The organism is Cellulomonas sp. S1-8 (assembly GCF_026184235.1).
Taxonomy (GTDB): Bacteria; Actinomycetota; Actinomycetes; order Actinomycetales; family Cellulomonadaceae; genus Cellulomonas.
Window position 1 is genome coordinate 3,297,342 of the sequence record NZ_CP110806.1, and the last position, 22,416, is coordinate 3,319,757.

At 74.1% G+C, this 22,416-nt stretch carries 23 protein-coding genes, 4 tRNA genes and 1 pseudogene; 12 read left to right on the forward strand and 16 right to left on the reverse strand.

The features are described from left to right. Positions 1–68 precede the first annotated feature (68 nt). The 5 genes from rplA to OKX07_RS14890 all read right to left on the reverse strand — a co-directional run bounded on the left by rplA (position 69) and on the right by OKX07_RS14890 (position 2,926). Positions 69–785 (reverse strand): 50S ribosomal protein L1, encoded by a 717-nt coding sequence (gene rplA, locus OKX07_RS14870; protein WP_265628763.1) that lies wholly within the window; start codon positions 783–785, stop codon positions 69–71. 115 nt (positions 786–900) lie between these two features. After that, positions 901–1,332 carry a 50S ribosomal protein L11 gene (gene rplK, locus OKX07_RS14875; protein WP_265628764.1) on the reverse strand — a complete coding sequence of 144 codons (432 nt, stop codon included), beginning with the start codon at positions 1,330–1,332 and terminating at the stop codon, positions 901–903. Between the two features lie 84 nt (positions 1,333–1,416). Continuing rightward, positions 1,417–2,313 (reverse strand): transcription termination/antitermination protein NusG, encoded by an 897-nt coding sequence (gene nusG, locus OKX07_RS14880; protein ID WP_265628765.1) that lies wholly within the window; start codon positions 2,311–2,313, stop codon positions 1,417–1,419. 101 nt (positions 2,314–2,414) lie between these two features. After that, a complete protein-coding gene (gene secE, locus OKX07_RS14885) occupies positions 2,415–2,696 on the reverse strand; it encodes a preprotein translocase subunit SecE (protein ID WP_265628766.1) in 282 nt (93 codons plus the stop codon). 157 nt (positions 2,697–2,853) lie between these two features. Next, positions 2,854–2,926, reverse strand: a tRNA-Trp gene (locus OKX07_RS14890). A 232-nt stretch (positions 2,927–3,158) separates the two neighbouring features. On the opposite strand from OKX07_RS14890, the gene OKX07_RS14895 reads away from it, so the two are divergent. The 8 genes and pseudogenes from OKX07_RS14895 (at position 3,159) to OKX07_RS14930 (ending at position 11,556) form a co-directional block, all read left to right on the forward strand. After that, positions 3,159–4,394 (forward strand): pyridoxal phosphate-dependent aminotransferase, encoded by a 1,236-nt coding sequence (locus OKX07_RS14895; protein WP_265628767.1) that lies wholly within the window; start codon positions 3,159–3,161, stop codon positions 4,392–4,394. Between the two features lie 94 nt (positions 4,395–4,488). Beyond that, a complete protein-coding gene (locus tag OKX07_RS14900; RefSeq protein WP_265628768.1) occupies positions 4,489–5,400 on the forward strand; it encodes an ABC transporter ATP-binding protein in 912 nt (303 codons plus the stop codon). Further along, a pseudogene (locus OKX07_RS14905) lies at positions 5,397–6,271 on the forward strand (ABC transporter permease). Before OKX07_RS14900 ends, OKX07_RS14905 begins: the two are co-directional and overlap by 4 nt. A gap of 43 nt (positions 6,272–6,314) precedes the next feature. Continuing rightward, positions 6,315–7,574 (forward strand): sensor histidine kinase, encoded by a 1,260-nt coding sequence (locus OKX07_RS14910; RefSeq protein WP_265628770.1) that lies wholly within the window; start codon positions 6,315–6,317, stop codon positions 7,572–7,574. Further along, complete coding sequence (locus OKX07_RS14915) at positions 7,571–8,200, forward strand: response regulator (protein WP_265628771.1); 630 nt, start codon at positions 7,571–7,573, stop codon at positions 8,198–8,200. The genes OKX07_RS14910 and OKX07_RS14915 overlap by 4 nt, the downstream gene beginning before the upstream one ends. A gap of 70 nt (positions 8,201–8,270) precedes the next feature. Next, positions 8,271–9,812 carry a sensor histidine kinase gene (locus tag OKX07_RS14920; RefSeq protein ID WP_265628823.1) on the forward strand — a complete coding sequence of 514 codons (1,542 nt, stop codon included), beginning with the start codon at positions 8,271–8,273 and terminating at the stop codon, positions 9,810–9,812. Next, positions 9,809–10,486, forward strand: coding sequence for a response regulator transcription factor (locus OKX07_RS14925; protein WP_265628773.1), 678 nt, complete (start codon positions 9,809–9,811; stop codon positions 10,484–10,486). The genes OKX07_RS14920 and OKX07_RS14925 overlap by 4 nt, the downstream gene beginning before the upstream one ends. Before the next feature lie 95 nt (positions 10,487–10,581). Beyond that, complete coding sequence (locus OKX07_RS14930) at positions 10,582–11,556, forward strand: adenosine deaminase (protein ID WP_322746789.1); 975 nt, start codon at positions 10,582–10,584, stop codon at positions 11,554–11,556. 93 nt (positions 11,557–11,649) lie between these two features. Here the strand turns inward: OKX07_RS14930 and OKX07_RS14935 are convergent, their stop codons facing one another. The 4 genes from OKX07_RS14935 to OKX07_RS14950 form a co-directional block, all read right to left on the reverse strand. Next, a complete protein-coding gene (locus OKX07_RS14935; protein ID WP_265628824.1) occupies positions 11,650–12,630 on the reverse strand; it encodes an alpha/beta hydrolase in 981 nt (326 codons plus the stop codon). Then, entirely contained in the window at positions 12,627–13,475 is an 849-nt protein-coding gene (locus OKX07_RS14940; protein ID WP_265628825.1) for an alpha/beta fold hydrolase, read from the reverse strand. The genes OKX07_RS14935 and OKX07_RS14940 overlap by 4 nt, the downstream gene beginning before the upstream one ends. Positions 13,476–13,642: 167 nt before the next feature. Further along, on the reverse strand, positions 13,643–14,788 hold the full coding sequence (locus tag OKX07_RS14945) for a UDP-N-acetylmuramate dehydrogenase (RefSeq protein ID WP_265628826.1): 1,146 nt from the start codon (positions 14,786–14,788) through the stop codon (positions 13,643–13,645). Between the two features lie 9 nt (positions 14,789–14,797). Beyond that, complete coding sequence (locus OKX07_RS14950; protein WP_322746790.1) at positions 14,798–15,934, reverse strand: MFS transporter; 1,137 nt, start codon at positions 15,932–15,934, stop codon at positions 14,798–14,800. A gap of 284 nt (positions 15,935–16,218) precedes the next feature. On the opposite strand from OKX07_RS14950, the gene OKX07_RS14955 reads away from it, so the two are divergent. Beyond that, a complete protein-coding gene (locus tag OKX07_RS14955; RefSeq protein WP_265631932.1) occupies positions 16,219–17,280 on the forward strand; it encodes a LacI family DNA-binding transcriptional regulator in 1,062 nt (353 codons plus the stop codon). Between the two features lie 59 nt (positions 17,281–17,339). Here OKX07_RS14955 and OKX07_RS14960 read toward each other — a convergent pair whose 3' ends face one another. From OKX07_RS14960 to OKX07_RS14980, 5 genes are all read right to left on the reverse strand, one after another. After that, entirely contained in the window at positions 17,340–17,795 is a 456-nt protein-coding gene (locus OKX07_RS14960) for a MaoC/PaaZ C-terminal domain-containing protein (protein ID WP_416220790.1), read from the reverse strand. Then, positions 17,792–18,244, reverse strand: a complete 453-nt coding sequence (locus tag OKX07_RS14965) for an FAS1-like dehydratase domain-containing protein (RefSeq protein ID WP_265628777.1) — start codon at positions 18,242–18,244, stop codon at positions 17,792–17,794. The genes OKX07_RS14960 and OKX07_RS14965 overlap by 4 nt, the downstream gene beginning before the upstream one ends. 33 nt (positions 18,245–18,277) lie before the next feature. Next, the gene (gene rpmG / locus OKX07_RS14970) at positions 18,278–18,448 is read right to left on the reverse strand and encodes a 50S ribosomal protein L33 (protein WP_191782268.1); all 171 of its coding nucleotides are present in this window, start codon (positions 18,446–18,448) and stop codon (positions 18,278–18,280) included. Between the two features lie 94 nt (positions 18,449–18,542). Continuing rightward, a tRNA-Met gene (locus tag OKX07_RS14975) sits at positions 18,543–18,619 on the reverse strand. A gap of 55 nt (positions 18,620–18,674) precedes the next feature. Further along, positions 18,675–18,747: transfer RNA gene (locus tag OKX07_RS14980), tRNA-Thr, on the reverse strand. 148 nt (positions 18,748–18,895) lie between these two features. On the opposite strand from OKX07_RS14980, the gene OKX07_RS14985 reads away from it, so the two are divergent. Then, positions 18,896–19,327, forward strand: coding sequence for a hypothetical protein (locus tag OKX07_RS14985; RefSeq protein WP_265628778.1), 432 nt, complete (start codon positions 18,896–18,898; stop codon positions 19,325–19,327). Positions 19,328–19,479: 152 nt separating this feature from the next. Here OKX07_RS14985 and OKX07_RS14990 read toward each other — a convergent pair. After that, positions 19,480–19,561, reverse strand: a tRNA-Tyr gene (locus OKX07_RS14990). 231 nt (positions 19,562–19,792) lie between these two features. On the opposite strand from OKX07_RS14990, the gene OKX07_RS14995 reads away from it, so the two are divergent. Further along, the gene (locus tag OKX07_RS14995) at positions 19,793–20,290 is read left to right on the forward strand and encodes a YajQ family cyclic di-GMP-binding protein (RefSeq protein WP_265628779.1); all 498 of its coding nucleotides are present in this window, start codon (positions 19,793–19,795) and stop codon (positions 20,288–20,290) included. 78 nt (positions 20,291–20,368) lie between these two features. Next, positions 20,369–21,400, forward strand: a complete 1,032-nt coding sequence (locus tag OKX07_RS15000; RefSeq protein ID WP_265628780.1) for an endonuclease/exonuclease/phosphatase family protein — start codon at positions 20,369–20,371, stop codon at positions 21,398–21,400. 9 nt (positions 21,401–21,409) lie between these two features. Here the strand turns inward: OKX07_RS15000 and htpX are convergent, their stop codons facing one another. Beyond that, complete coding sequence (htpX, locus tag OKX07_RS15005) at positions 21,410–22,279, reverse strand: zinc metalloprotease HtpX (protein ID WP_265628781.1); 870 nt, start codon at positions 22,277–22,279, stop codon at positions 21,410–21,412. Positions 22,280–22,416 lie beyond the last annotated feature (137 nt).

The following is a 22,416-nucleotide window of genomic DNA, read 5'->3' on the forward strand; positions in this document are numbered from 1 at the left end:
CGTGACGGACGACGGCCCGGCCACCCCTCGCGGGGTGCCGGGCCGTCGGACGTGCGGGAGGCGGGCCGTCAGGCCGCGTCCTCCTCCGTGAGGTTGCGCGTCTTGGACTGGTCCAGCGCGATGCCGGGGCCGTTGGTCGTCGAGACGGTCGCCTTGCTGATGTAGCGACCCTTCGAGGACGCGGGCTTCAGACGCAGGATCTCCTCGAGCGCGGCGGCGTAGTTCTCCACCAGCGAGACCTCGGGGAAGGACGTCTTGCCGATGATGAAGTGCAGGTTCGCGTGCCGGTCGACCCGGAACTCGATCTTGCCGCCCTTGATGTCCGTGACGGCCTTGGCGACGTCCATCGTCACGGTGCCGGTCTTCGGGTTCGGCATGAGGCCGCGGGGTCCGAGGACCTTGCCGAGGCGACCGACCTTGCCCATGAGGTCCGGCGTGGCGACGGCGGCGTCGAAGTCCGTCCAGCCGTCCGCGACCTTGGCGATGAGCTCGTCGCCGCCGACCTCGTCCGCACCGGCGGCGCGGGCCTGCTCGGCACGCTCACCGTTCGCGAACACGATGACGCGGGCCGTCTTGCCGGTGCCGTGGGGCAGGTTGACCGTGCCACGGACCATCTGGTCGGCCTTGCGGGGGTCGACACCGAGGCGGAACGCGACCTCGACGGTCGCGTCGTACTTCGTGGTCGACGTCTCCTTGGCGAGGCGCACGGCCTCGAGCGGCGTGTAGAGGCGGTCGTCCTCGATCTTCTCGAGGGCGGCGCGGTACGCCTTGCTGTGCTTTGCCATCTGCTTGCTCTCCTTGTTCAGCAGTCGTGGTCATCCGGGCCGCACATGGGCCCTGCCACCTGTCCGTGGGCGCGGGACGCGCTCACGGGACGTGCGTGTCGGTACTGAGCGGTGCTCAGGCCTCGACCTTGATCCCCATCGAGCGCGCGGTCCCGGCGATGATCTTCTGCGCCGCGTCCAGGTCGTTCGCGTTGAGGTCCTCGAGCTTGGTGGTCGCGATCTCGAGCACCTGCGCCTTGGTGAGCGTCGCCACCTTGACGGTGTGCGGCGTCGGCGAGCCCTTGGCCACGCCCGCGGCCTTCTTGATCAGCTCGGCGGCCGGCGGCGTCTTCGTGATGAAGGTGAACGAGCGGTCCTCGTACACCGTGATCTCGACGGGGATGACGTTGCCGCGCTGCGCCTCGGTGGCCGCGTTGTAGGCCTTGCAGAACTCCATGATGTTCACGCCGTGCTGACCGAGCGCGGGCCCGATCGGCGGCGCGGGGGTGGCCGCGCCGGCCTTGATCTGGAGCTTGATGAGGCCGGTGACCTTCTTCTTGGGGGGCATGATGCCTTCCGTTCGTGTCGTGGGCCGACGCCGTGGGCGATGACCCGGTTGCAGTACCCCGCTGCGCGGGGCGGATCAGCGAGGTCAGATCTTCGAGACCTGGCTGAAGGACAGCTCGACCGGGGTCTCCCGGCCGAAGAGCGAGACGAGGACCTTGAGCTTCTGGTTCTCGGGGTTGATCTCGGAGATCGTCGCGGGCAGCGTGTCGAAGGGCCCGCCGTCGGTGACGGTGACCGACTCGCCGACCGTGAAGTCGACCTCGACCGGCTTGCTCGACGACGCGGCCGCCTGCTGGGCCGGGGTCTTGATCTCGAGCGTCGGCGCGAGCATCGAGAAGACCTCGTCGAGCGTCAGGGGCACCGGCTGGTGCGTGTGCCCGACGAACCCGGTGACGCCCGGCGTGTGGCGCACGGCGCCCCACGACTCGTCGGTCAGGTCCATGCGGACGAGGACGTAGCCGGGGATCCGCACGCGCTTGACGACCTTGCGCTGCGCGTTCTTGATCTCCACGACCTCCTCCATGGGGACCTCCACCTGGTGGATGTAGTCCTCCATGTTCAGGCTCTGCGTGCGCGACTCGAGGTTCGCCTTCACGCGGTTCTCGTAGCCCGCGTAGGAGTGGATGACGTACCAGTCGCCGGGCATGCGGCGCAGCTGCGCCTTGAACGCGGCGACGGGGTCCTCGTCAGGGTCGATCTCGTCGTCCGACGCGGGCGCGGCCTCGTCGGTGGCGTCGTCGTCGGCGGCATCGGCTGCGTCGTCCGGTCCGGCCTCGTCGGCGTCCCCGGCCTCGCTGTCGTCGGCCACCTCGACCTCGGCCACCTCGACCTCGTCGGCCTCGACCTCGTCGCCCTCGACCTCGGCGGCGCTCGTGTCGTCGATCTCGTCACCCGCGCTCGCCTCGACGGCCTCGACGGAGGCCAGGGCGTCCGCGAGCTCGGCCTCGGCGCCCGACGTGGGCTCCTGCGACTCCTGCGACACGTGCAACCTGCTTTCTTTCGGTGAGGGGCCGGCGCACACGCCGGCGTCGCGCGGGCTCGACCCGCGCGGGTGGGTGGTGCGCCGGCGTCAGCCGGCGCGCGTCACCCGAAGACCCAGAACGTCAGCTTCCCGATGCCCAGGTCGATGAGCGTGACGAAGAGCATCACGACGGTGACGAACACGAGCACCACGCTGGTGTAGGTGATGAGCTCCTGGCGGGTGGGCCGGACGACCTTCTTGAGCTCGGCCACGACCTGCCGCACGAAGAGCGCGATGCGCGCGAACAGCCCGCGCTTGTGCTCCTCGCGGCGCGGCTCGCGCTCGCTCCGGTCGGCGGCGGAGCCGTCGGCGTCGGACGCCGCGGCGGCAGCGGTATCGCTCACGTCAGGCCCCTGTCTCGTCTCGTGCGGCACCCGGACGGGACCGCTGGTCGAGGACGCACGGGCCGGACCGACGCGACGCGCCGGACCGACCGGCGGTCCTGCTCACGACGCCGACCCGCGCCCCGAGAGATCTCGGGGACGGATCGGTCCGCGTGCGCAGGGCAGACAGGACTCGAACCTGCAACCTGCGGTTTTGGAGACCGCTGCGCTACCAATTGCGCCACTGCCCTACGACGACCTGGTCCACCACGACGTCGCTCCCCCCAGGACCGCTGTGGCCTGAGGGCGTGCTTCATCATGGCGGACGTCAACCGCCGGGTGATCACTGTACGCGACCCGGGCGGTGCGGTCGAACCCGCCCATCCTCGCCCCCGGGGCGTCGGCCGATCTCGCCCACGGCCCGCGTACCACGTCGTGATATCCGCTCGCGGCACCGCCCCGTGCCTCTGCGAGGATGTCCGCGTGAGCCAGCACAGCGCCCCGACGACGACGTCCACCCGCGCGAGGGTCTCCGCCCGCGTCGCCGCGATCGCGGAGTCCGCGACCCTCGCGGTCGACGCCAGGGCAAAGGCCCTCAAGGCCGCCGGCCGGCCGGTGATCGGCTTCGGCGCCGGCGAGCCCGACTTCCCGTCGCCGGACTACGTGGTCGAGGCGGCGGTGCGCGCGGCGCAGGACCCGGTCAACCACCGGTACTCCCCCGCGGCCGGCCTGCCCGTGCTGCGCGAGGCGATCGCCGCCAAGACGCTGCGCGACTCCGGCTACGACGTGAAGCCCTCCGAGGTGCTGGTGACCAACGGCGGCAAGCAGGCCGTCTTCCAGGCCTTCGCCGCGCTCCTCGACCCGGGTGACGAGGTCCTGCTGCCCGCGCCGTACTGGACGACCTACCCCGAGGCGATCCGCCTGACGGGCGCCGAGCCCGTCGAGGTGTTCGCGGGCGTCGACCAGGGCTACCTGGTGACGGTCGAGCAGCTCGAGGCGGCCCGGACCCCCCGGACCAAGGTGCTGCTGTTCAACTCGCCCTCGAACCCGACGGGCGCGGTGTACTCCCCCGAGCAGACGCAGGAGATCGGCCGCTGGGCGCTCGAGCACGGCATCTGGGTCGTCACGGACGAGATCTACGAGCACCTGACCTACGACGACGCGGTGTTCACCCCGATCGTGCGCGCCGTCCCGGAGCTCGCGGACACGACCGTCGTCCTCAACGGCGTCGCCAAGACCTACGCGATGACCGGCTGGCGCGTGGGCTGGATGATCGGGCCCACCGACGTGATCAAGGCCGCCACGAACCTGCAGTCGCACCTGACGTCGAACGTCGCGAACGTGTCCCAGCGCGCGGCCGTCGCCGCGCTGACGGGCGACCTGTCGGCCGTCGAGACGATGCGGGCGGCGTTCGACCGGCGCCGCCGCACGATGGTCGAGATGCTCTCGACGATCGACGGCGTGCGCTGCCCGGCGCCGCAGGGCGCGTTCTACGCCTACCCCTCGGTCGAGGGCGTCCTCGGCCGCACGATCCGCGGCGTCACGCCGACGACGTCGGCCGAGCTCGCCTCGCTCATCCTCGACGAGGTCGAGGTGGCGGTCGTGCCGGGCGAGGCGTTCGGGCCCAGCGGCTACCTGCGCCTGTCGTACGCGCTCGGCGACGACGACCTGGTGGAGGGCGTGGGCCGCATCCAGGCCCTGCTCGGCGAGGCCGTCTGACCCGCTGACGGACGCGGTCGTCCACCGATCGGTGGACGACCGCCACCACCGCGCGGTCGTCGCGGCGGCGACGTCCCCGGCGGGACGCTCGAGCATGATGACGACGAACGCCCCGGCCGTCCTGGTCGAGGGCCTGCACAAGCGGTACGGCGACAAGCGCGCCGTGGACGGCCTCGACCTGCGCGTCGAGCACGGCGAGATCGTCGCCGTCCTCGGTCCCAACGGCGCCGGCAAGACCACGACCGTCGAGACCCTCGAGGGGTTCCGACGGGCCGACGCGGGGCACGTGCGCGTGCTCGGTGAGGATCCCGCGCGCGGCGGACGGGCCTGGCGGTCCCGGCTCGGCGTGGTGCTGCAGGACAACCAGGACCTCGCCGAGGTGACGGTCGGGGAGATCGTGCGGCACGTCGCGGGCTTCTACCCCGCGCCCCGGGACCCTGACGCCGTGATCGACGCGGTGGGCCTGCGGGAGAAGGTGTCGACCCGCACGCGTGCGCTGTCCGGCGGGCAGCGGCGCCGGCTCGACGTCGCACTCGGCGTCGTCGGCGACCCCGAGCTGCTGTTCCTCGACGAGCCGACCACGGGGTTCGACCCGCAGGCGCGCCACGACTTCTGGGACCTCGTGGAGTCCCTGCGGGACACGGGCACGACGATCCTGCTGACGACGCACTACCTCGAGGAGGCCGAGCGGCTGGCGGACCGCGTGGTCGTCGTGGCGCGCGGACGCGTCGTGGCCGAGGGCGCGCCGGCGGACCTGGGAGGACGACGGGCGCGACGGGCCCGTGTGCGCTGGACGGTCGACGGCGTCGGCCACGAGGAGGCGACGGACACCCCTACGGCGCTCGTCGCGCGCCTCGCCGCACAGGTCGGCCGGCCCGACGGGGAGGTCCCCGGGCTGCAGGTGCTGCGGCCCACGCTGGAGGACGTGTACCTGGGGCTGATCGGCGAGGCCGCGACGGACGCGGCGACGGGCACGGCTGCGACACACGAGGAGGCGGCACGATGACCACGACGACCGGCACCACCGACGGCACGCGCACGACGCGCTCCGCACGACGCACGACGACGGCGCTGCCGGGCCCGGCCCGCCTTGCCTGGTCCCGCACCCGGTACGAGGTCCGGGGTTCTTCCGCGAGCGCGACTCGGTCGTGTTCGTCTTCGCCTACCCGATCCTCATGCTCGCGATCTTCGCGACGGTGTTCGGGGCGGACGAGGAGGTGCTGGCCGGGTCCGGCGTCTACTTCCCGCAGTACTTCCTGCCCGGCATGGTCGCCACGGGCGTCATGCTCTCGAGCTTCCAGAACCTGGCGATCGCGATCGCGGCCGAGCGCGACGACGGCACCCTCAAGCGGCTGCGGTCGACACCGCTGCCCCCCACGGCGTACTTCCTGGGCAAGACGGGGCAGGTGCTCGTCACGGCGGGCGTGCAGACCGCGCTGCTGCTCGCGGTCGCGGCCCTGGTGTTCGACGTCCCCCTGCCGACGGAACCCGGCCGCTGGGCGACGTTCGCCTGGGTCTTCGTGCTCGGCACGGCCGCCGGATCGGTGTGCGGCGTGGCGTACTCCTCGGTCCCGCGCACGGGCCGGTCGGCCAGCCCGGTCGTGATCCCGGTGGTGCTGGTCCTGCAGTTCGTCTCCGGCGTGTTCTTCCAGTTCGACCAGCTGCCGACGTGGATGCAGCAGCTGGCGTCGGTCTTCCCGCTGAAGTGGATGGCCCAGGGCATGCGCTCGGTCTTCCTCCCCGACGAGGCGGCGGTGCTGGAGCCGTCGGGCTCCTGGCAGCACGGGGCGACGGCCGCCGTGCTCGCGGCGTGGCTGGTCGTGGGGCTCGTGGTGGGCGTGCGGACCTTCCGCTGGCGGCGCCGGGACGACGGGTGACGCGCGTCGACCGGTCGGCCGGGACCGTGGCAGAGTCGCGGGCATGAGCACCGCCGCCGCCGCGCCCCCCGGGCGCGCGACCGTGGACCGGCACGGGTTCTGGCTGCGCACGCTGCTGATGTACGACCTGGTGTTCGTCGGGATGTCGACGGTGTACCTGATCGCGGTGCTGACGCAGGCCGACGACCTCGCCGAGGCGCTGGTGCCGGCGACCACGATGGTGGTGCTGACGCTCGCGTACGCCCTGGTCGGGCGGCGCGGCGCGCAGCGCGGCAGCGCCCGGCTCGTGGACGCGTACCTCGTGGTCCTGGTCGTCGTCGTGGTCGTGCAGGTCGTGAACGGCGACATCGGCTCGGTCCTGCTCTTCCTCGCCTTCACGCAGATCTGGTTCTTCGCCCGCACCCGCGTCGCGGGCGTCGTGTGGGCGACGGTGCTGACGGTGGCCATCACGACCGGCGCGGTCCTGCGCGTGCAGGCGAGGGGCCCGCAGATCGCGGAGATCGCCGCGGAGTACGGCGCCGCGCTGCTCTTCGCCGTGGTCCTCGGGCTGTGGATCACGCAGGTCGCCGAGCAGAGCGAGGTGCGCGCCTCCCTGCTCGAGGAGCTGAGCGCCGCGCAGGACGCGCTCGCGGCCTCCCACCACGAGGCCGGCGTCGTCGCCGAGCGGGAACGGCTGGCCGCGGAGATCCACGACACGCTCGCCCAGGGGTTCACGTCGGTCGTGATGCTCGCGCAGACCGCGACGGTCGAGCTCGAGCGCGGGCACGCCGACCGCGCGGCCGCGCGGCTGGCGCACATCGAGGACGTCGCGCGGGACAACCTGGCGGAGGCGCGTGCGCTCGTCGCGGCGTTCGCCCCGCCCGACCTGCAGGACGGCACCCTGGCCGACGCCCTGGCGCGCCTGGCGGCGCGGTTCGGGGCGGAGACCGGGACGCACGTGGAGGTCGTCGCCGCGGCCGCGGACGACGTGACCGGACGCGATGCGCAGCTCGTGCTGCTGCGGGTCGCGCAGGAGTCCCTGGCGAACGTCCGCCGGCACGCGGGCGCGTCGCAGGTCACGTTGCGCCTGACGCGGTCCGGCGACGAGGTCGTGCTCGAGGTCGCCGACGACGGCGGCGGGCTGCGGCCCGGCACACCGGAGGGCAACGGGCTGCGCGGCATGCGGGCCCGCGCCGACGCCGCAGGGGGTGCGCTCGACGTGGTGGGGATGCCGGGCGGAGGCACGCGGGTGCGGGTCCGGGTACCGGCCGCCGTGGACGCCGCTGCGACGCGCCCCACCGCCACCGACGGGGAGGCGTCGTGACCGTGCGCGTCGTCGTCGCCGACGACCACCCGGTCGTCCGGGCGGGGATCGTGGCCCTGCTCGACCTCGAGCCGGACCTCGAGGTCGTCGGGGAGGCCGGCGACGGGGAGCAGGCCGTCGCGCTCGCCGCGGCGCTGCGCCCCGACCTCGTCCTCATGGACCTGCGGATGCCGGGCACCGACGGCGCGGACGCGACGGCCCGCATCGTCGCGGAGGTGCCGGGCGTGCACGTGCTGGTCCTGACGACGTACGAGACGGACACCGACATCCTGCGGGCGGTCGAGGCGGGTGCGACCGGCTACCTGCTCAAGGACACGCCGCGCGACCAGCTCGTCGCAGGGGTGCGCGCCGCCGCACGTGGTGAGTCGGCGCTGTCGCCGTCGGTGGCCCGCCGGCTCGTGCAGCAGGTGCGCGGCGACGGTGGCGACCGCCTCACACCCCGCGAGCGACAGGTCCTCGCGGGCGTCGCGCGGGGGCTGTCCAACGCCGCGGTGGGTCGCGAGCTGTTCATCACCGAGGCGACCGTGAAGACGCACCTGCTGCGGGCGTTCGCCAAGCTCGGCGTCGACGACCGCACCCGCGCCGTCACCGTCGCGATCGAGCGCGGGATCCTGCCCGGCGCGTGACGCGCCGACCCGCAGACCGGCGCGCGGACGCACCTACTCCCCGCACCGGGCGCCCGACCATACTGAGCGCATGCGGAACGGGCCGGCGTCGGGACGGGCGCTCGGCGTGCCCTCCGAGGCGCCGCGGGCCACGACCTCGCGCGTCACCGTCCGGGGCCGGCTCATGACGGCCGTGGTCGCGCTGACCGCGGCGGCGATGACGGTGGCCGGGGTCACTGGGCTCGCGCTGCAGCTGCGCGCGACCGACGCCCGCATCGACGACTCGCTGAGCCGCGCCGTCACCGCGTTGCGCAGCACCCAGGCGGAGGGTCAGGTGCAGCCCGACGGGTCGCGCGGCCCGTGGACCTCCGTGCAGGCGATGCTGCGCGAGGCGGTCGAGGCGCGCGTGCCGGCCGAGCACGAGGGCATGCTCTCGATGATCGACGGCACGTTCGACCTGCGGCCTGCGGACGAGACGCGCGCGATCCGCCTGGACACCGACGAGGAGCTCATGGCGTGGCTCGGCGGGCTCACGCCCGACGACCCGCTCTCCGACGTCCCGCGCACGGTGCGCACGTCCGTGACCGAGTACCGCCTCGTCGCCGTCCCGGTGAGCCTCGAGGCCGATCCCGGCGTCGCGGGCATGTTCGTCGTCGCCTCCGACCGGACCGCGCAGAACGCGGGCGTGTGGCGGATCTTCGCCACCTACTCCCTGGTGGGGCTGGTGGCGCTGGCGGTGACGTCGCTCGTGGCGTGGTTCGTCGTCGGGCGGATGCTGCGCCCCGTCCGGGTGCTGCGCGACACCGTGCGCCGCGTCACCGAGTCGGACCTCTCCGAGCGCATCGCCGTCCGCGGCAAGGACGACCTGTCCGACCTCGCGGCCTCCGTGAACTCCATGCTCGCGCGTCTCGAGGGCGCCTTCGGGTCGCAGCGCGAGCTGCTGGACGACGTGGGCCACGAGCTGCGCACCCCCCTGACGATCGTGCGCGGCCACCTCGAGCTGCTCGACCCGGGCGACGAGTCCGACGTGCGCGCGACGCAGTCCCTCGCGCTCGACGAGCTGGACCGCATGCAGCGCCTGGTCGACGACCTCGTGACGCTCGCGACGGCCGACCGCCCCGACTTCGTGCGGCGGGCGCCCGTCGACGTCGGACGCCTCACCGACGACGTGCTGGAGAAGGCCCGCGGGCTGGGCGAGCGCCGGTTCGTCGTCGTGTCGCGCGCGGACGTCATGGCGGACGTCGACGCGCAGCGCGTCACGCAGGCCTGGCTGCAGCTGCTGGCCAACGCGGTGCGCTTCTCGGCTCCGGGGTCGACCGTGCGCCTGGGCAGCGAGGTGTCCGCCGGCCGCCTGCTCGTCTGGGTGCGCGACGAGGGCCCGGGCGTGCCACGCGACGAGGAGACGCGGATCTTCGAGCGCTTCCACCGCGGGCAGGCCGACCGCGTCCAGCACGGTGCGGGCCTCGGCCTGCCGATCGTCGCGGCCATCGCGGCCGCGCACGGGGGACGCGTGTTCCTCGAGCATCCCCCGCCCGGCGCCGGTCCCGGCGTCGGTTTCGTCCTCGACCTGCCCGCCGTCGGCCTCGTCGACGGCGAGTCCGAGTCCCTCGAGCTCGTGGAGCCCCGCAGATGACGCACATCCTGATCGCCGAGGACGAGGAGCGCATCGCCGCCTTCGTCGCCAAGGGCCTGCGCGCCCACGGGTACGAGGCGACCGCCGTCCTGACCGGTGAGGCGGCGCTCGAGCGCGTCGAGACCGGTGGTGTCGACCTGCTCGTGCTCGACCTGGGCCTGGGCGACATGGACGGCTTCGACGTGCTGCGGTTCCTGCGCGCCGAGGGCTACGAGCTGCCCGTGATCGTCCTGACGGCACGCTCGTCCGTGACCGACACGGTCACGGGCCTGGAGTCCGGCGCCGACGACTACATGGCCAAGCCGTTCCGCTTCGAGGAGCTGCTGGCCCGCATCCGGCTGCGGCTGCGCAGCCAGCCGGCGGCGACCGCCGCACGCGGCAACGTGCTGGTGCACGGGCGGCTGCAGCTCGACCTGCGCACGCGGCGCATGAAGGTCGACGAGGTCGAGGTCGACCTGTCGGCGCGGGAGTTCGCGCTCGCGGAGACCTTCATGCGCAACCCCGGGGACGTGCTGACGCGCGAGCGGCTGCTGTCCGAGGTGTGGGGCTACGACTTCGACCCGGGCTCGAACGTCGTCGACGTGTACGTGCGGTACCTGCGGCGCAAGCTCGGCGCGGAGCACTTCGACACGATCCGCGGCGTCGGCTACCGCCTGGTGGACGCGCCCGCGTGACACGAGCCCGACGCACGCGCCTGGCACACTGGCCCCGATGCGCGACCTGAGCCTGCTGCCCCAAGGCACACCTGCACCTGCACTTCACGGGCTCGATGCGGGTAGCGACGCTCGCCGAGCTGGCGGAGCAGCACCGCATCCGGCTGCCCTCGGTGCTGCTCGACGACGATCCCCTGCGGGTGCCCGCGGGCGAGCGCGGCTGGTTCCGCTTCCAGCGGCTGTACGACGCGGCGCGCGCGTGCGTGCGCTCCGAGGCGGACATGCGGCGCATCGTCGCGGAGGCCGCTGCCGACGACGCCGCCGAGGGGTCGGGGCGCCTGGAGATCCAGGTGGACCCCACCTCGTACGCGCCGTTCGTCGGTGGTCTGACGCCCGCGCTCGAGATCGTCCTGGACGAGGCGCGCACCGCGCAGGCGGCCACGGGCGTCGAGATCGGCGTCGTCGTCGCCGCGTCGCGCATGCGGCACCCCCTGGACGCGCGGACGCTCGCCCGGCTCGCCGCCCGGCACGCCGGCGACGGGCCGGGGCAGGTCGTCGGGTTCGGCCTCTCGAACGACGAGCGGCGCGGCACGACCGCCGACTTCGCCGGGGCGTTCGCGATCGCGCGGCAGGCCGGGCTGCTGAGCGTGCCGCACGGCGGGGAGCTGCTGGGACCCGCGCACGTCGAGGAGGTCCTCGACCACCTGCAGCCCGACCGCCTGGGGCACGGCGTGCGCTGCGGCGAGGACCCGCGCGTGCTGGACCGGGTCGTCGAGCGCGACGTCCCGCTCGAGGTGTGCCCGGCGTCGAACGTGTCGCTCGGCGTGTACGCCGGGCCGGCGGACGTGCCGCTGCGCGCCCTGGTCGACGCGGGTGCGCGCCTCGCGCTCGGCGCGGACGACCCGCTGCTGTTCCGGTCCCGTCTGGTCGACCAGTACCGCATCGCGCGGGAGGACCTCGGTTTCACGGACGCGGAGCTCGCGGATCTTGCCCGGGCGTCCGTGACCGCGAGCGCGGCGTCACCGGCGACGCGTGCGCGTCTGCTGGCCGGGGTGGACGCGTGGCTCGCGGCGGAGCCTGCCGCGGCCTGACGGCCCGCCGGCCCCCCGACGGACCCCGACCCGGACCGCGGTGGGGCCCGGCGCACCGCCGGGCCCCACCGCGTCAGCCTCCGAGCCGCGGCGTCACGACGCGCGCGGCGTCGCGCCCGGGACCGGCGGGACGACCGGCGGCAGCATGCGCGGGGTCTGCGCGGTGCGGGACTGCGGCTGCTCGACGAACGGCTGCGCGTCGCCGACGCACGTCGTTCCCTCCGCCGGGACCTCACCGGTCAGCAGGTACCGGCCCACGGTGTCGGTCGCGCAGGCGGACGTGCCGAACGCGACGTGGCCCCAGCTGTCCGACGACAGCAGCCGGCTGTTCGGCAGCTCCCTGGCCGCAGCCAGCGCGCCCTCGTACGGCGTGGCCGGGTCCCAGAGGTTGCCGACGACCAGGACGGGTGCGACGGTCCGCGCGTCGAACGGTCCGCGGTACACGTCCTCGTCCTGTGCGGTCCAGGAGCGCGTCGCGCACTGCGGCGACCCCCACGTCCACCGCGGCCCGAACCCGGGGGCGACGGCCTCCGAGGCCTGGGCGGCACCGATCCACGCCTCCCCGCGACGCGGCCCGCGCGCATCGGCGCACACGACACCGGAGAACGACTCGAACCCGTTCTCGTACGACGTGTCCCGGCCGAAGACCGCGGACAGGGCGAGGAACCGGCGCTCGGCCTCGGCCGCGACCTCGGGCGGCACGTCGAACAGGGCGAGGAGCTCGCGCGAGGCCTGCGCCCGCGACGGCGCGTTCTCGGGCGTGTCGGGCAGCTGGAGCTGGTGGACCGCCCAGACGACCACGTCGACCCGGGCCGCGCCGACGGGCGAGTAGAGCTCGCCGAGCACCACCGAGAGCACGTCCGGCCACGTCAGCACGCCGAGGAGGGTCCCGCTCTCGGGGTCGATCAGGGGCGCCGGGGCGGCGCGCAGACCGTCGGTCACCTGGGCCCAGACCGCACGCGGCGCCCCCAGCCCCGCCGTCCGGCAGACGTCGGGACCGGCCGCCTCGCACCGGTCGAGCACCTCCTGCATCGCGCGCCAACCGGCCGCGCCGGACCCGATCCGGTCCGTCACGGGGTTCCCTCCGTGCGCCTGGTCCCCGCCCACGCCCACGGGTCGACCACGCCGTCGATCGCCAGGGCCCGGAACCGGTCCGGGAACAGGTTCGCGTACACCTGGCCCAGCACGCTGCCGTAGGAGAAGCCGAGGTAGCTGAGCCGCTCGTCACCGGCGGCGCGGCGCAGCACGTCCAGGTCCCGCGCCACCTCGGCCGTGGACATCGACGCGCTGAGCGGTGCACCCGTCGTCGAGCAGGCCCGGCCGAGCGCGTCCGCCGAGGTGAGGTACGCGGACGTCTCCTCCTCGGTCGTCGGGAAGGCGACGAACATCCCCCCGAGCGCGTCCGACTGCGCCTGGGCGTCGGCGAAGCAGCGGATGCTCGCGGAGTAGCCCACGCCGCGGGGGTCGAAACCGACGACGTCGAACCGCGCCAGCACCTCCGGCGGGAGGAACGCGGGCGCGTCCGCCGCCATGTCGACCCCGGACCCGCCGGGACCGCCGGGGTTGAGGAAGAGCGTGCCGATCCGCGCCTGCGGGTCGGTCGCGGGGATCCGCAGCAGCGCGACCCGCGTCGTGCCGCGGCGCGGGTGGTCGTAGTCGAGCGGGAGGTCGACGGTGCCGCACTCGGCGGTGGTGCCGGCGGCCTCCGAGCAGTCCGCCCAGTGCGGGTCGGGCGTCGGGACGCGGTCGACCCGCGCCGCCTCGACGCGGCTCGTGCGGTCGTGGCCCCCGTGGCCGGGGTGCCCGGGGCCGCGCCCCTCGGCGCTCGCGCCGGTGGCGGTCAGCGTGGTGGCGGTCAGCGCCAGGCACGCCGCGACGGCGGTCGCGGCGACGGCATGACGGGACGGTCGTCTTCTCATGGGTGCACCCTGCACGTGCGCCCGCCGGGCTCGGTGCCCGACCGTCGACGCACCTCCACCCTGGCGGGCCGGGGGGCGCGGGGCATCGGTCGCAGGACGGCACCCGTGCCCGTCGCGCGGCCGATGCGCCCCGCGGGCGGCGAGGGGTAGCCTCGCGCGCCCGGCCGCTACAGGGTGGCGCCGACGAGGACCGGCTCCGCCTCGAGCACGACGCCGAAACGGTCGCGCACGCCGTCACGGACCGCGCGGGCCAGCTCCAGCAGGTCCTCGGCGCGCGCGTCGCCGCGGTTGGTCAACGCGAGCGTGTGCTTCGTCGACAGCGTCGCCGGGCCGGGCGCACCGTGACCCCGGCCGAAGCCCGCGTGCTCGATGAGCCACGCGGCGCTCGTCTTGGTGGCGCCGTCCGGCATCGGCCAGCGGGGGGCGTCGGCGGGCAGCGCGTCGGCCGCAGCCGCCGCGACCACCGGGTTGGTGAAGAACGAGCCCGCGCTCCACGTGTCGTGGTCGGCGGCGTCCAGCACCATGCCCTTGCGTCCGCGCAGCTGGAGCACCGCGGCCCGCACGTCCGCCAGCGGGGCGCGCTCCCCCACGGCGACGTCGAGCGTGCGCGCGAGCTCCGGGTAGGCCACGGGCGACGACAGCGAGCCCTCCTTGACCTGGAACGTCACGTCGAGGACGACGTAGCGGGGCGTCGGGCCCCACGGGGCCGCCGGGTCGGCCGGGTCCGGCCGCATCGAGCGCTTGAGCGTCGACGTGCGGTAGCCGAACCCGAGGGAGACGTACGGCAGCGTGCGCACCCGGCCGCGCCCCCGGTCCCACACCCGCACCTGCGCGACGGTCTGCGCGACCTCCTGCCCGTAGGCGCCGACGTTCTGCACGGGCGTCGCACCCGTCGAGCCCGGGATGCCGGACAGCGCCTCGACGCCGACGAGCTCGTGGGCCACCGCGTACGCGACGACGTCGTCCCACACGGTGCCCGCCGGCACCGTCAGCGTGACTCCGGCGCACGCGGACGCGTCGGGGACCGCCACGCCGCCGCGCACGTCGCGGACGACCACGCCGTCGAACCCCGCGTCCGCCGCGAGCACGTTCGACCCGCCTCCCAGCACGAGGAGCGGTTCGCCCGCGGCGTCGGCCGCACGCACGACCTCGACCAGCTCGTGCTCGGACGTCGCCTCGACGTACCGGCCGACGGGCCCGCCCACGCGCAGCGTCGTGAGGTCCGCGAGGGTGGGCGTGCCGGGGTGCGTCGGGACCGCCGGGTACGCCGGCTCGGGTGCCGGGCCGGACAGGGCGCAGGTGTCGAGCTCCACGCGTCCAGGCTAGTCCGCGGGGAGCGGTGCGCCCGCGGGGGCGCCCGTCCGCGGCAGGGGGCGCACGGCGGACATCACCAGCAGCCCCAGCACGACGGGCACGAGGATCGCCAGCAGCGCGTGCCGGTAGCCGACGTGCTCGGCGAGCAGGCCCAGCAGCGGCGGGCCGGCCAGGAACGCGGAGTAGCCGATGGTCGACACGACGGCGACGCGCGGCGCGGCGCGCAGCGGGTCGTCGGCCGCGGCGCTCATGCCGACGGGGAAGCCGAGCGCGGCGCCCATGCCCCAGGCAGCGACGCCGACGAGGGCGAGCCACAGCTGGTCGGCGAGGCCGAACACCAGCAACCCGACGGCCGCCAGACCGGCGCACAGGCGCAGCACCGCCACGCGGCCGTACCGGTCGAGCAGCGGGGTGCCGAAGAGCCGCATCGCGGTCATCGCGGTGACGAACAGCCCGAAGCCGATGGCACCGGTCGCGTGCCCCGTGCCGAAGCCGTCGACCACCGCCAGGCTCACCCAGTCGTTCGCGGCGCCCTCGGTGAGCGCGGCCGAGAGCACGACCAGGCCGATGAGCAGCGTCCGCGGCTCGAGCCAGGCGCCGAGCGCCGCGTGCGCGCCGCGACGTGCGGCGGACGGCGTGGCCGTGCGGTCGGCGTCGTGCCGGTCGGCGTCGTGCGGGTCGGCGTCGTGCGGCGCGCGGTGCGGCTCGGGCTCCGCGAGGAAGGATCGCACGGCCACCGCGACGGCGACGGACGACAGGGCGACCACCACGGGCAGGTGCACCTGCACGGGGACGTGCAGGGCGGCGGCGCCCGCGGCGACCCCGGCGGCGGCCATGGTGCCGAACGAGAATCCGGCGTGGAACCGCGGCATGATCGTGCGACCGAGCCGCTGCTCCACGACCGCGCCCTCGATGTTCATCGCGGCGTCCCACACGCCGGCGCCGATCCCGGCGAGCACCAGGCCCGCGCCGACCAGCACGACCTGGCCTGCAGCGACACCGAGCGCGGCGGACGCGAAGCCGAGCGCGTTGAGGATCGCGAAGCCGAGCACGGTCCGACGCGCGCCGAGCCGCTCGACGACCATGCCGGACAGCGGCAGCGAGAACAACGACCCGAAGGCGCCGATGAGCAGCAGCACGCCCATGCGCTCGGGGTCAGGTCGAGCGCGTCCCGCACGGCCGGCAGCCGGGCCGCCCAGGAGGCGAAGTTCACGCCCGAGAGAAGGAAGACCGCGAACACGGCGGCCGAGGCGAGCCGGACCTCGCGCGCGCCTGGCGCGTGACGGACGTCCACGCTGCTCATGCTGCCTCATCTCGGGGTCGAATCGATTCGATATCTGCCGATGATTGTGCGGGTACGCTGGCGGCGACGTCAAACCGATCCGCGACGCCACCCCCCGCCCACGCCGCCGGCCCCGGAGGTACTGCCCTGTCCGCGCAGCGCACCACCCTCGCCGACGTCGCTGCGAGCGCAGGTGTGTCCGTGTCGACCGCGTCGCTCGCGTTCTCCGGCTCCGGACCCATCGCCGACGCCACCCGGACCCGGGTGCTGGACGCCGCCCGCGCGCTGAGCTACGCCGGTCCCAACCCGCTCGGGCGACAGCTGCGCCGCGGCCGGTCCGGCATCGTCGGCGTGATCATGGGCGACGCGCTGCGCCGCGCGTTCCGCGACCCGGTGGCCGTGCAGGTGCTCGACGGGCTCACCACGACGCTCGGCCCGCTCGGCCTGGGCGTCCTGCTGGTCCCCGGGCCCGACGACTCGACCCAGCCCGCCGTCGACCCGCTGCTCGGCACCGCCGCGATGGACGTCGCCGTGCAGATGTGGGGAGGCACCACCGACGACCCCGTCCTGGAGATGCTGCGGCGCCGCAACACCCCCGCGGTGCTCGTCGAGGGCACACCGCAGCCCGACGTCGCGGCGATCGGCATCGACGACCACGGCGGCATGACGGAGCTCACCCGGTACCTCCTCGACCTGGGCCACACCCGCATCGCGACCGTCACCCTGCCGTTCGACCGGGACCGGGGCGAGGGCGCCGCCGACCCGGCGCGCATCGCCGCCATCTCGTGGGAGATCACCCGGCGACGCCTGGCCGGCGTCACCGACGCCGGGGTGACGCCCACGGTCGTGTACGAGACCCCGGCGTCGCTGGTGGAGAACGGCGCCGCGGCGGGCCGGGTGCTGCTGCAGGGCGCCGACCGTCCCACGGCGATCGTGTGCCAGTCCGACCTGCTCGCGTCCGGCGTCGTGCTCGCCGCCCGCGAGCTGGGCCTGCGGGTGCCGCAGGACGTGTCCGTCGCCGGCTTCGACGGCCTGGACCTGCCGTGGCTCGCACCCGACGTCCTGACGACCGTCGCCCAGCCGCTCGCCGAGAAGGGCGCCGCCATCGGCGAGGCCGTCGCGGAGCTGCTCGCCGGCCGCATGCCGGAACCGCGGGTCCTGCCGGTGCAGCTGCGCGTGGGGACGACGACCGGCCCGCCGCACGCCTGAGCGCTCGGACCCGGCCCAACGTCGGCTCGGCCGAAGGTCGGCTCAGCCGAGGGTTCGGCTCAGCCGAGGCGGACGACCGCGTGCGCCTTGCCCAGCACGCGCGCACCCTCGACGCTCACCGTCAGGTCGATGCGCGCGGTCCGCGCGTCGGTGTCGAGCGCACCGACGACCGCGACGACGTCCACGGACGCCTCCCCGGGGTCGGGCACGGGGACGGGGCGCGTGAAGCGGGTCTGGTAGTCCACGACCGCGCCCGGGTCACCCGCCCAGTCGACGACGACCGCTGCGACCGCGCCCATCGTCCACATGCCGTGCGCGATGACGCCAGGCAGGCCCACCGACGTCGCGACGCGCTCGTTCCAGTGGATGGGGTTGAAGTCGCCGGACGCCCCGGCGTACCGCACCAGGCGTGCCCGGTCGACCGTGATCGTGCGGCGGGCGACCTCCTGGCCGACCGCGAGGTCCGCGAGCACGGGACGGTCGGCGAGCACCGGACGGTCGGCGGGGGCGCTCACGCGTCCTCCTCCGGCCGCACGGCGAGCATCGACAGGACCGTCGCGACGGGCGTGCCGTCCTCGTCCGCGATCTCGCACCGGGTCGTGACCATCGACAGCCCGGCACGCTGCGTGACCGCGTCGACGTGCAGCGCGGTGCGCAGGCGGTCACCGGCGTGGATGGGCCGGTGGTGCGTGAACCGCTCGTCGGCGTGCACGACACGGCTGAAGTCGATGCCGGCTGCCGGGTCCTGGACGTACTGCGCCTCGGTGCGCTGGGCGACGACGACGGCGAACGTCGGCGGCGCGACCACGTCGGGGTGGCCGAGCGCACGTGCCGCGTCGACGTCCGTGTGCGCGGGGTGCGTGGCACCCGTCGCCTCGGCGAACTCGCGCAGCTTCTCGCGGGAGACCACGTACACGTCGCCGGGCGGGTAGGCCCGCCCGGCGAAGGTGATGTCGACCGGCACGTCAGCGGGTCCGTCGGTGACGAGCTGACCGCGTCAGCGGGTCTCGCGGTGCACCGTGTGCTTGTTGTCCCGCGGGCAGTACTTCTTCATCTCGAGCCGGTCGGGGTTGTTCCGCCGGTTCTTCTTGGTGATGTAGTTCCGCTCCTTGCACTCCGTGCAGGCGAGTGTGATCTTCGGGCGGACGTCCGCGCTCTTGCTGGCCATGTCTGTGTCACCTCTCGCGCCCCGCGGGGGCTGCGTTCTTCTCCTGGCGCGCGCCGGCCGACGCGTGCTGCTGGGACGGATGTTTCGCCGGACGTGGTAGCGGGAGCGGGATTCGAACCCGCGACACCACGATTATGAGCCGTGTGCTCTAACCACCTGAGCTATCCCGCCACAGCGGTCGCCCGGGCCGATCGTCCGAGGACGACCGACCCGTGGCACACCACAGAGCCCCGAAAGGGAATCGAACCCTTGACCTTCTCCTTACCATGGAGACGCTCTGCCGACTGAGCTATCGGGGCAGCGCGGACCAGAGTACACGCGCTGCGGGGTGCCCGTGAAATCGTCTCCTGCGAGGGCTCCGACCGCCGGCCGTCGAGGCCCGGGCGCCCGCTCCCGAAGCGTTTCATCTCGTCGCGGTCCCCGACGCGCCGTGCCACGATCCGGCCCATGCGTCCCACCCCCCGTCACCGCGGCCGCGTCGCCGCCGCCGTCCTGCTGTCCGTCGCCGCCCTGCTCTCGACCGCCGCGTGCAGCGGCGGTGACGAGGGCGTCGACCCCTCCGCCGCCGACTGGCCCACCGCCGTCACCCCCGCCGACACCGACGGCGACTTCTGGGTCGTGTGGACCGCGATCGCCGAGACCGTCGACGACCCCGCGCTCGCCACCGAGATCGACCGCCTCGCCGAGCAGGGCTACGAGGTCGAGACCTGGTCCCCCGGCTGCCAGGACGGTGCGCAGGAGCAGCTCGGCGGCCTCACGGGCTACGCGGAGCCGGTCGGCGTCGGCGTCGCGTTCGCCTCGGAGGAGGACGCCGGCATCTTCGACACCCGCGACGAGGGCACCACGGTCTCGGTCACCACAGGCGCCTGGACCTGCTGACCGCTCCCCACCCCACCCACCCCTCCCGCGAGTGCGGGGGAAACGGCTCGAGTGCGGGGGTCGTATCCCCCGCACTCGACGTGTTTCCCCGCACTCGCGGGACGTGGGCGTGCAGAAGGGGCGTCCTCCGTGGAGGACGCCCCTTCGGTGCGTGGCGGGTGAGGGATTCGAACCCCCGTAGGCGTTGCCAGCTGATTTACAGTCAGCCCCCTTTGGCCACTCGGGTAACCCGCCAGGGGACGCGTGCCCGCGTCGTGCGCGTCGTCCCCGTCGTGACGACGGGAGCGGCGCGTCCGCGCGAGCGGCGTGCGGATGGAAGGATAGCAACTCCGAGAGGGGGCTCGTGCACACCGACCGGTCCGGCCGGTGACCGACCGCCCGCAGCACGCGGCACGCGGTCCCGCACACCCCTCGTCCGACGGACGCAGTCGGGCGACCCGGTCGGGTCGCCCCGGAGGGAGCAGCATGGCGAGCGAGTCGTCGTTCGACGTCGTCAGCAAGGTCGACCGTCAGGAGGTCGACAACGCCCTGAACCAGGCCGCGAAGGAGATCGCGCAGCGCTACGACTTCAAGGGCGTCGGTGCCTCCATCGCGTGGAGCGGCGAGAGCATCCTGATGGTCGCCAACTCCGCCGAGCGCGTGCTCGCGGTGCTCGACGTGTTCCAGACCAAGCTCATCCGGCGGGGCATCTCGCTGAAGTCGCTCGACACCGGTGAGAGCGAGCCCCAGCCGTCCGGCAAGGAGTACCGCCTCGCCGGCACGATCCAGGAGGGCCTGAGCAGCGAGATCGCCAAGAAGCTCGCCAAGATCGTGCGCGACGAGGCCCCCAAGGGCGTCAAGACGCAGATCCAGGGCGACGAGCTGCGGGTGACGGCCAAGAGCCGCGACGACCTGCAGGCCGTGATCGCGCTGCTCAAGGGCGCCGACGTGGACGCGGCCCTGCAGTTCGTCAACTACCGGTAGACGTATCGGCGCGGCGTCGTCCGCGCTCCTCACCGGTGCCGGCCCGCGACCGACGCGGCCGGCACCCGGGAGGGCGTCATGTCGTTGGACCGCTTCACCGTCGCGACCGTCAACCTGTACAACCTGCAGCTGCCGGGGCGCGCGATGAACCCCGGCCAGGAGCCGTGGACCGCGCGAGAGTACGCCCGCAAGATCGCCTGGCTCGCCGACCGCCTGCGCGACCTGCAGGCCGACGTCGTCGGCCTGCAGGAGCTGTGGCACCGCGACGCGCTCGTCGCGGCCCTGGAGCGCGCCCGCCTCGACGACGACTACGACGTGCTGGCCGACCAGGCGACGGGCGGCCGGATCACCTGTGCCGCGCTCGTGCGACGCGGCCTGCTGCACGGCACCCCGCACTGGGTGGACGACTTCCCGCCCGCGCTGCGGCTGCACGCGTCCGACACCCACGACCCGCAGGCACCCGACATCGACGTGCGGATCCGGCGGTTCTCGCGGCCGGTGCTGCGCTTCGCCGTGACGCCGCGCACGGACCGCCCGCCGGTGGAGGTGGCCGTGGTGCACCTGAAGTCCAAGGTGCCGACGCGGGTCGAGCGCGAGCCGTGGTTCCGGGCCGACCCCGACACGTTCCGCCCGCACGTCGAGGCGCTGGGCGCCGCCATCTCGACGATCCGCCGCACCGCGGAGGCCGCGGCCCTGCGCGTCCTGCTCACCGACGTCATGAAGCGCTCGGACACGCCCGTCGTCGTCCTCGGCGACGTCAACGACGGTCAGCACAGCAACACCGTCAACATCCTCACGGGCCAGCCGCGCTACCTCGTCGGCGACTCGCGCGGCGGCACCGACACAGGCCTGTACACCGCGCAGACCCTCCAGGAGTACCGCGACACCCGCGACGTGTACTACACGCACGTCCACGAGGACCTGCGGGAGTCGCTCGACCACGTGCTCGTCAGCGAGCAGCTCTACGACAACAGCCGGCGCCGCATGTGGCTCTTCGACGGGCTGACCATCACCAACGACCACCTCGCCACGCAGGACCACCGCGCCGACGGCTCGAACGACCACGGCCTGGTGCGTGTCGCCTTCCGGTGGGCGCCCGTCGCGGCCTGAGCCGGTGCGTCAGTAGCGCGTGATCCCGCCGCCGGCCATGGCCTCCAGGCGGGCGATCCGGTCCGGCATCGGCGGGTGGGTCGCGAAGAGACGACCCAGGCCGCCGCCGCGGAACGGGTTCGCGATCATGAGGTGCGAGACGTCGACGAGCTCGCGGTCCTGCGGCAGCGGCCGCGCCCGGGTCCCCGCCTCGAGCTTGCGCAGCGCGGAGGCCAGCGCGAGCGGGTCACCCGTCAGCCGGGCGCCGTCCTCGTCCGCGTCGTACTCCCGCGTCCGGGAGATCGCGAGCTGGACGAGCGTGGCGGCCACCGGCGCCAGGAACACCATGAGGAGGGCGGCGACCGGGTTGCCGCCCTCGCGACGGTCCCCACCGCCGAAGAACAGCGCGAGCTGGGCGAGCGAGGTGATGACGCCCGCGACCGCGGCGGCGACCGAGGACGTGAGGATGTCGCGGTTGTAGACGTGCATGAGCTCGTGCCCCAGGACGCCGCGCAGCTCGCGCTCGTCGAGGATCGCGAGGATGCCGTCGGTGCAGCACACCGCGGCGTTCTTCGGGTCACGGCCGGTCGCGAAGGCGTTCGGCGCCATGGTCGGGGACACGAACAGGCGCGGCATCGGCTGGCGCGCGGCGGTCGAGAGCTCGCGCACGATGCGGTACATCGTCGGCTGCTCGATCTCGCTGACGGGGCGCGCGCGCATCGCGCGGATGGCGATCTTGTCCGAGTTCCAGTAGCTGTAGGCGGTCATCGCCACGCCCAGCCCTGCGAACACCCAGAGGTACCGCGCACCGCCGATCAGCCACCCGACCCCGAGCAGCACCGCCCACATGGCGCCGAACAGCGCCGCCGTCTTCAACCCGTTGTAGTGCCGATGGCCCATCTGTTCCTCGTCCTCCCCGCGGACGACGAGGTGCCGCCCTCCGCACCGGGGTCAACGCCCGGCGCGGGGCACGCGTTCCCGGCGGCGGTGCGACGGCCGGGTGAGGGACGCGTGACGGACGCGGGGCCCCGGACGCC

Coding starts and splice junctions, on each gene's coding strand:
- rplA (WP_265628763.1), bottom strand. CDS start 785: ATGGCAAAGCACAGCAAGGCGTACCGCGCCGCCCTCGAGAAGATCGAG.
- rplK (WP_265628764.1), bottom strand. CDS start 1,332: ATGCCCCCCAAGAAGAAGGTCACCGGCCTCATCAAGCTCCAGATCAAG.
- OKX07_RS14900 (WP_265628768.1), top strand. CDS start 4,489: ATGATGACGACGAACGCCCCGGCCGTCCTGGTCGAGGGCCTGCACAAG.
- OKX07_RS14910 (WP_265628770.1), top strand. CDS start 6,315: ATGAGCACCGCCGCCGCCGCGCCCCCCGGGCGCGCGACCGTGGACCGG.
- OKX07_RS14920 (WP_265628823.1), top strand. CDS start 8,271: ATGCGGAACGGGCCGGCGTCGGGACGGGCGCTCGGCGTGCCCTCCGAG.
- OKX07_RS14925 (WP_265628773.1), top strand. CDS start 9,809: ATGACGCACATCCTGATCGCCGAGGACGAGGAGCGCATCGCCGCCTTC.
- OKX07_RS14930 (WP_322746789.1), top strand. CDS start 10,582: ATGCGGGTAGCGACGCTCGCCGAGCTGGCGGAGCAGCACCGCATCCGG.
- OKX07_RS14940 (WP_265628825.1), bottom strand. CDS start 13,475: ATGAGAAGACGACCGTCCCGTCATGCCGTCGCCGCGACCGCCGTCGCG.
- OKX07_RS14950 (WP_322746790.1), bottom strand. CDS start 15,934: ATGGGCGTGCTGCTGCTCATCGGCGCCTTCGGGTCGTTGTTCTCGCTG.
- rpmG (WP_191782268.1), bottom strand. CDS start 18,448: ATGGCCAGCAAGAGCGCGGACGTCCGCCCGAAGATCACACTCGCCTGC.
- OKX07_RS14985 (WP_265628778.1), top strand. CDS start 18,896: ATGCGTCCCACCCCCCGTCACCGCGGCCGCGTCGCCGCCGCCGTCCTG.
- OKX07_RS14995 (WP_265628779.1), top strand. CDS start 19,793: ATGGCGAGCGAGTCGTCGTTCGACGTCGTCAGCAAGGTCGACCGTCAG.
- OKX07_RS15000 (WP_265628780.1), top strand. CDS start 20,369: ATGTCGTTGGACCGCTTCACCGTCGCGACCGTCAACCTGTACAACCTG.
- htpX (WP_265628781.1), bottom strand. CDS start 22,279: ATGGGCCATCGGCACTACAACGGGTTGAAGACGGCGGCGCTGTTCGGC.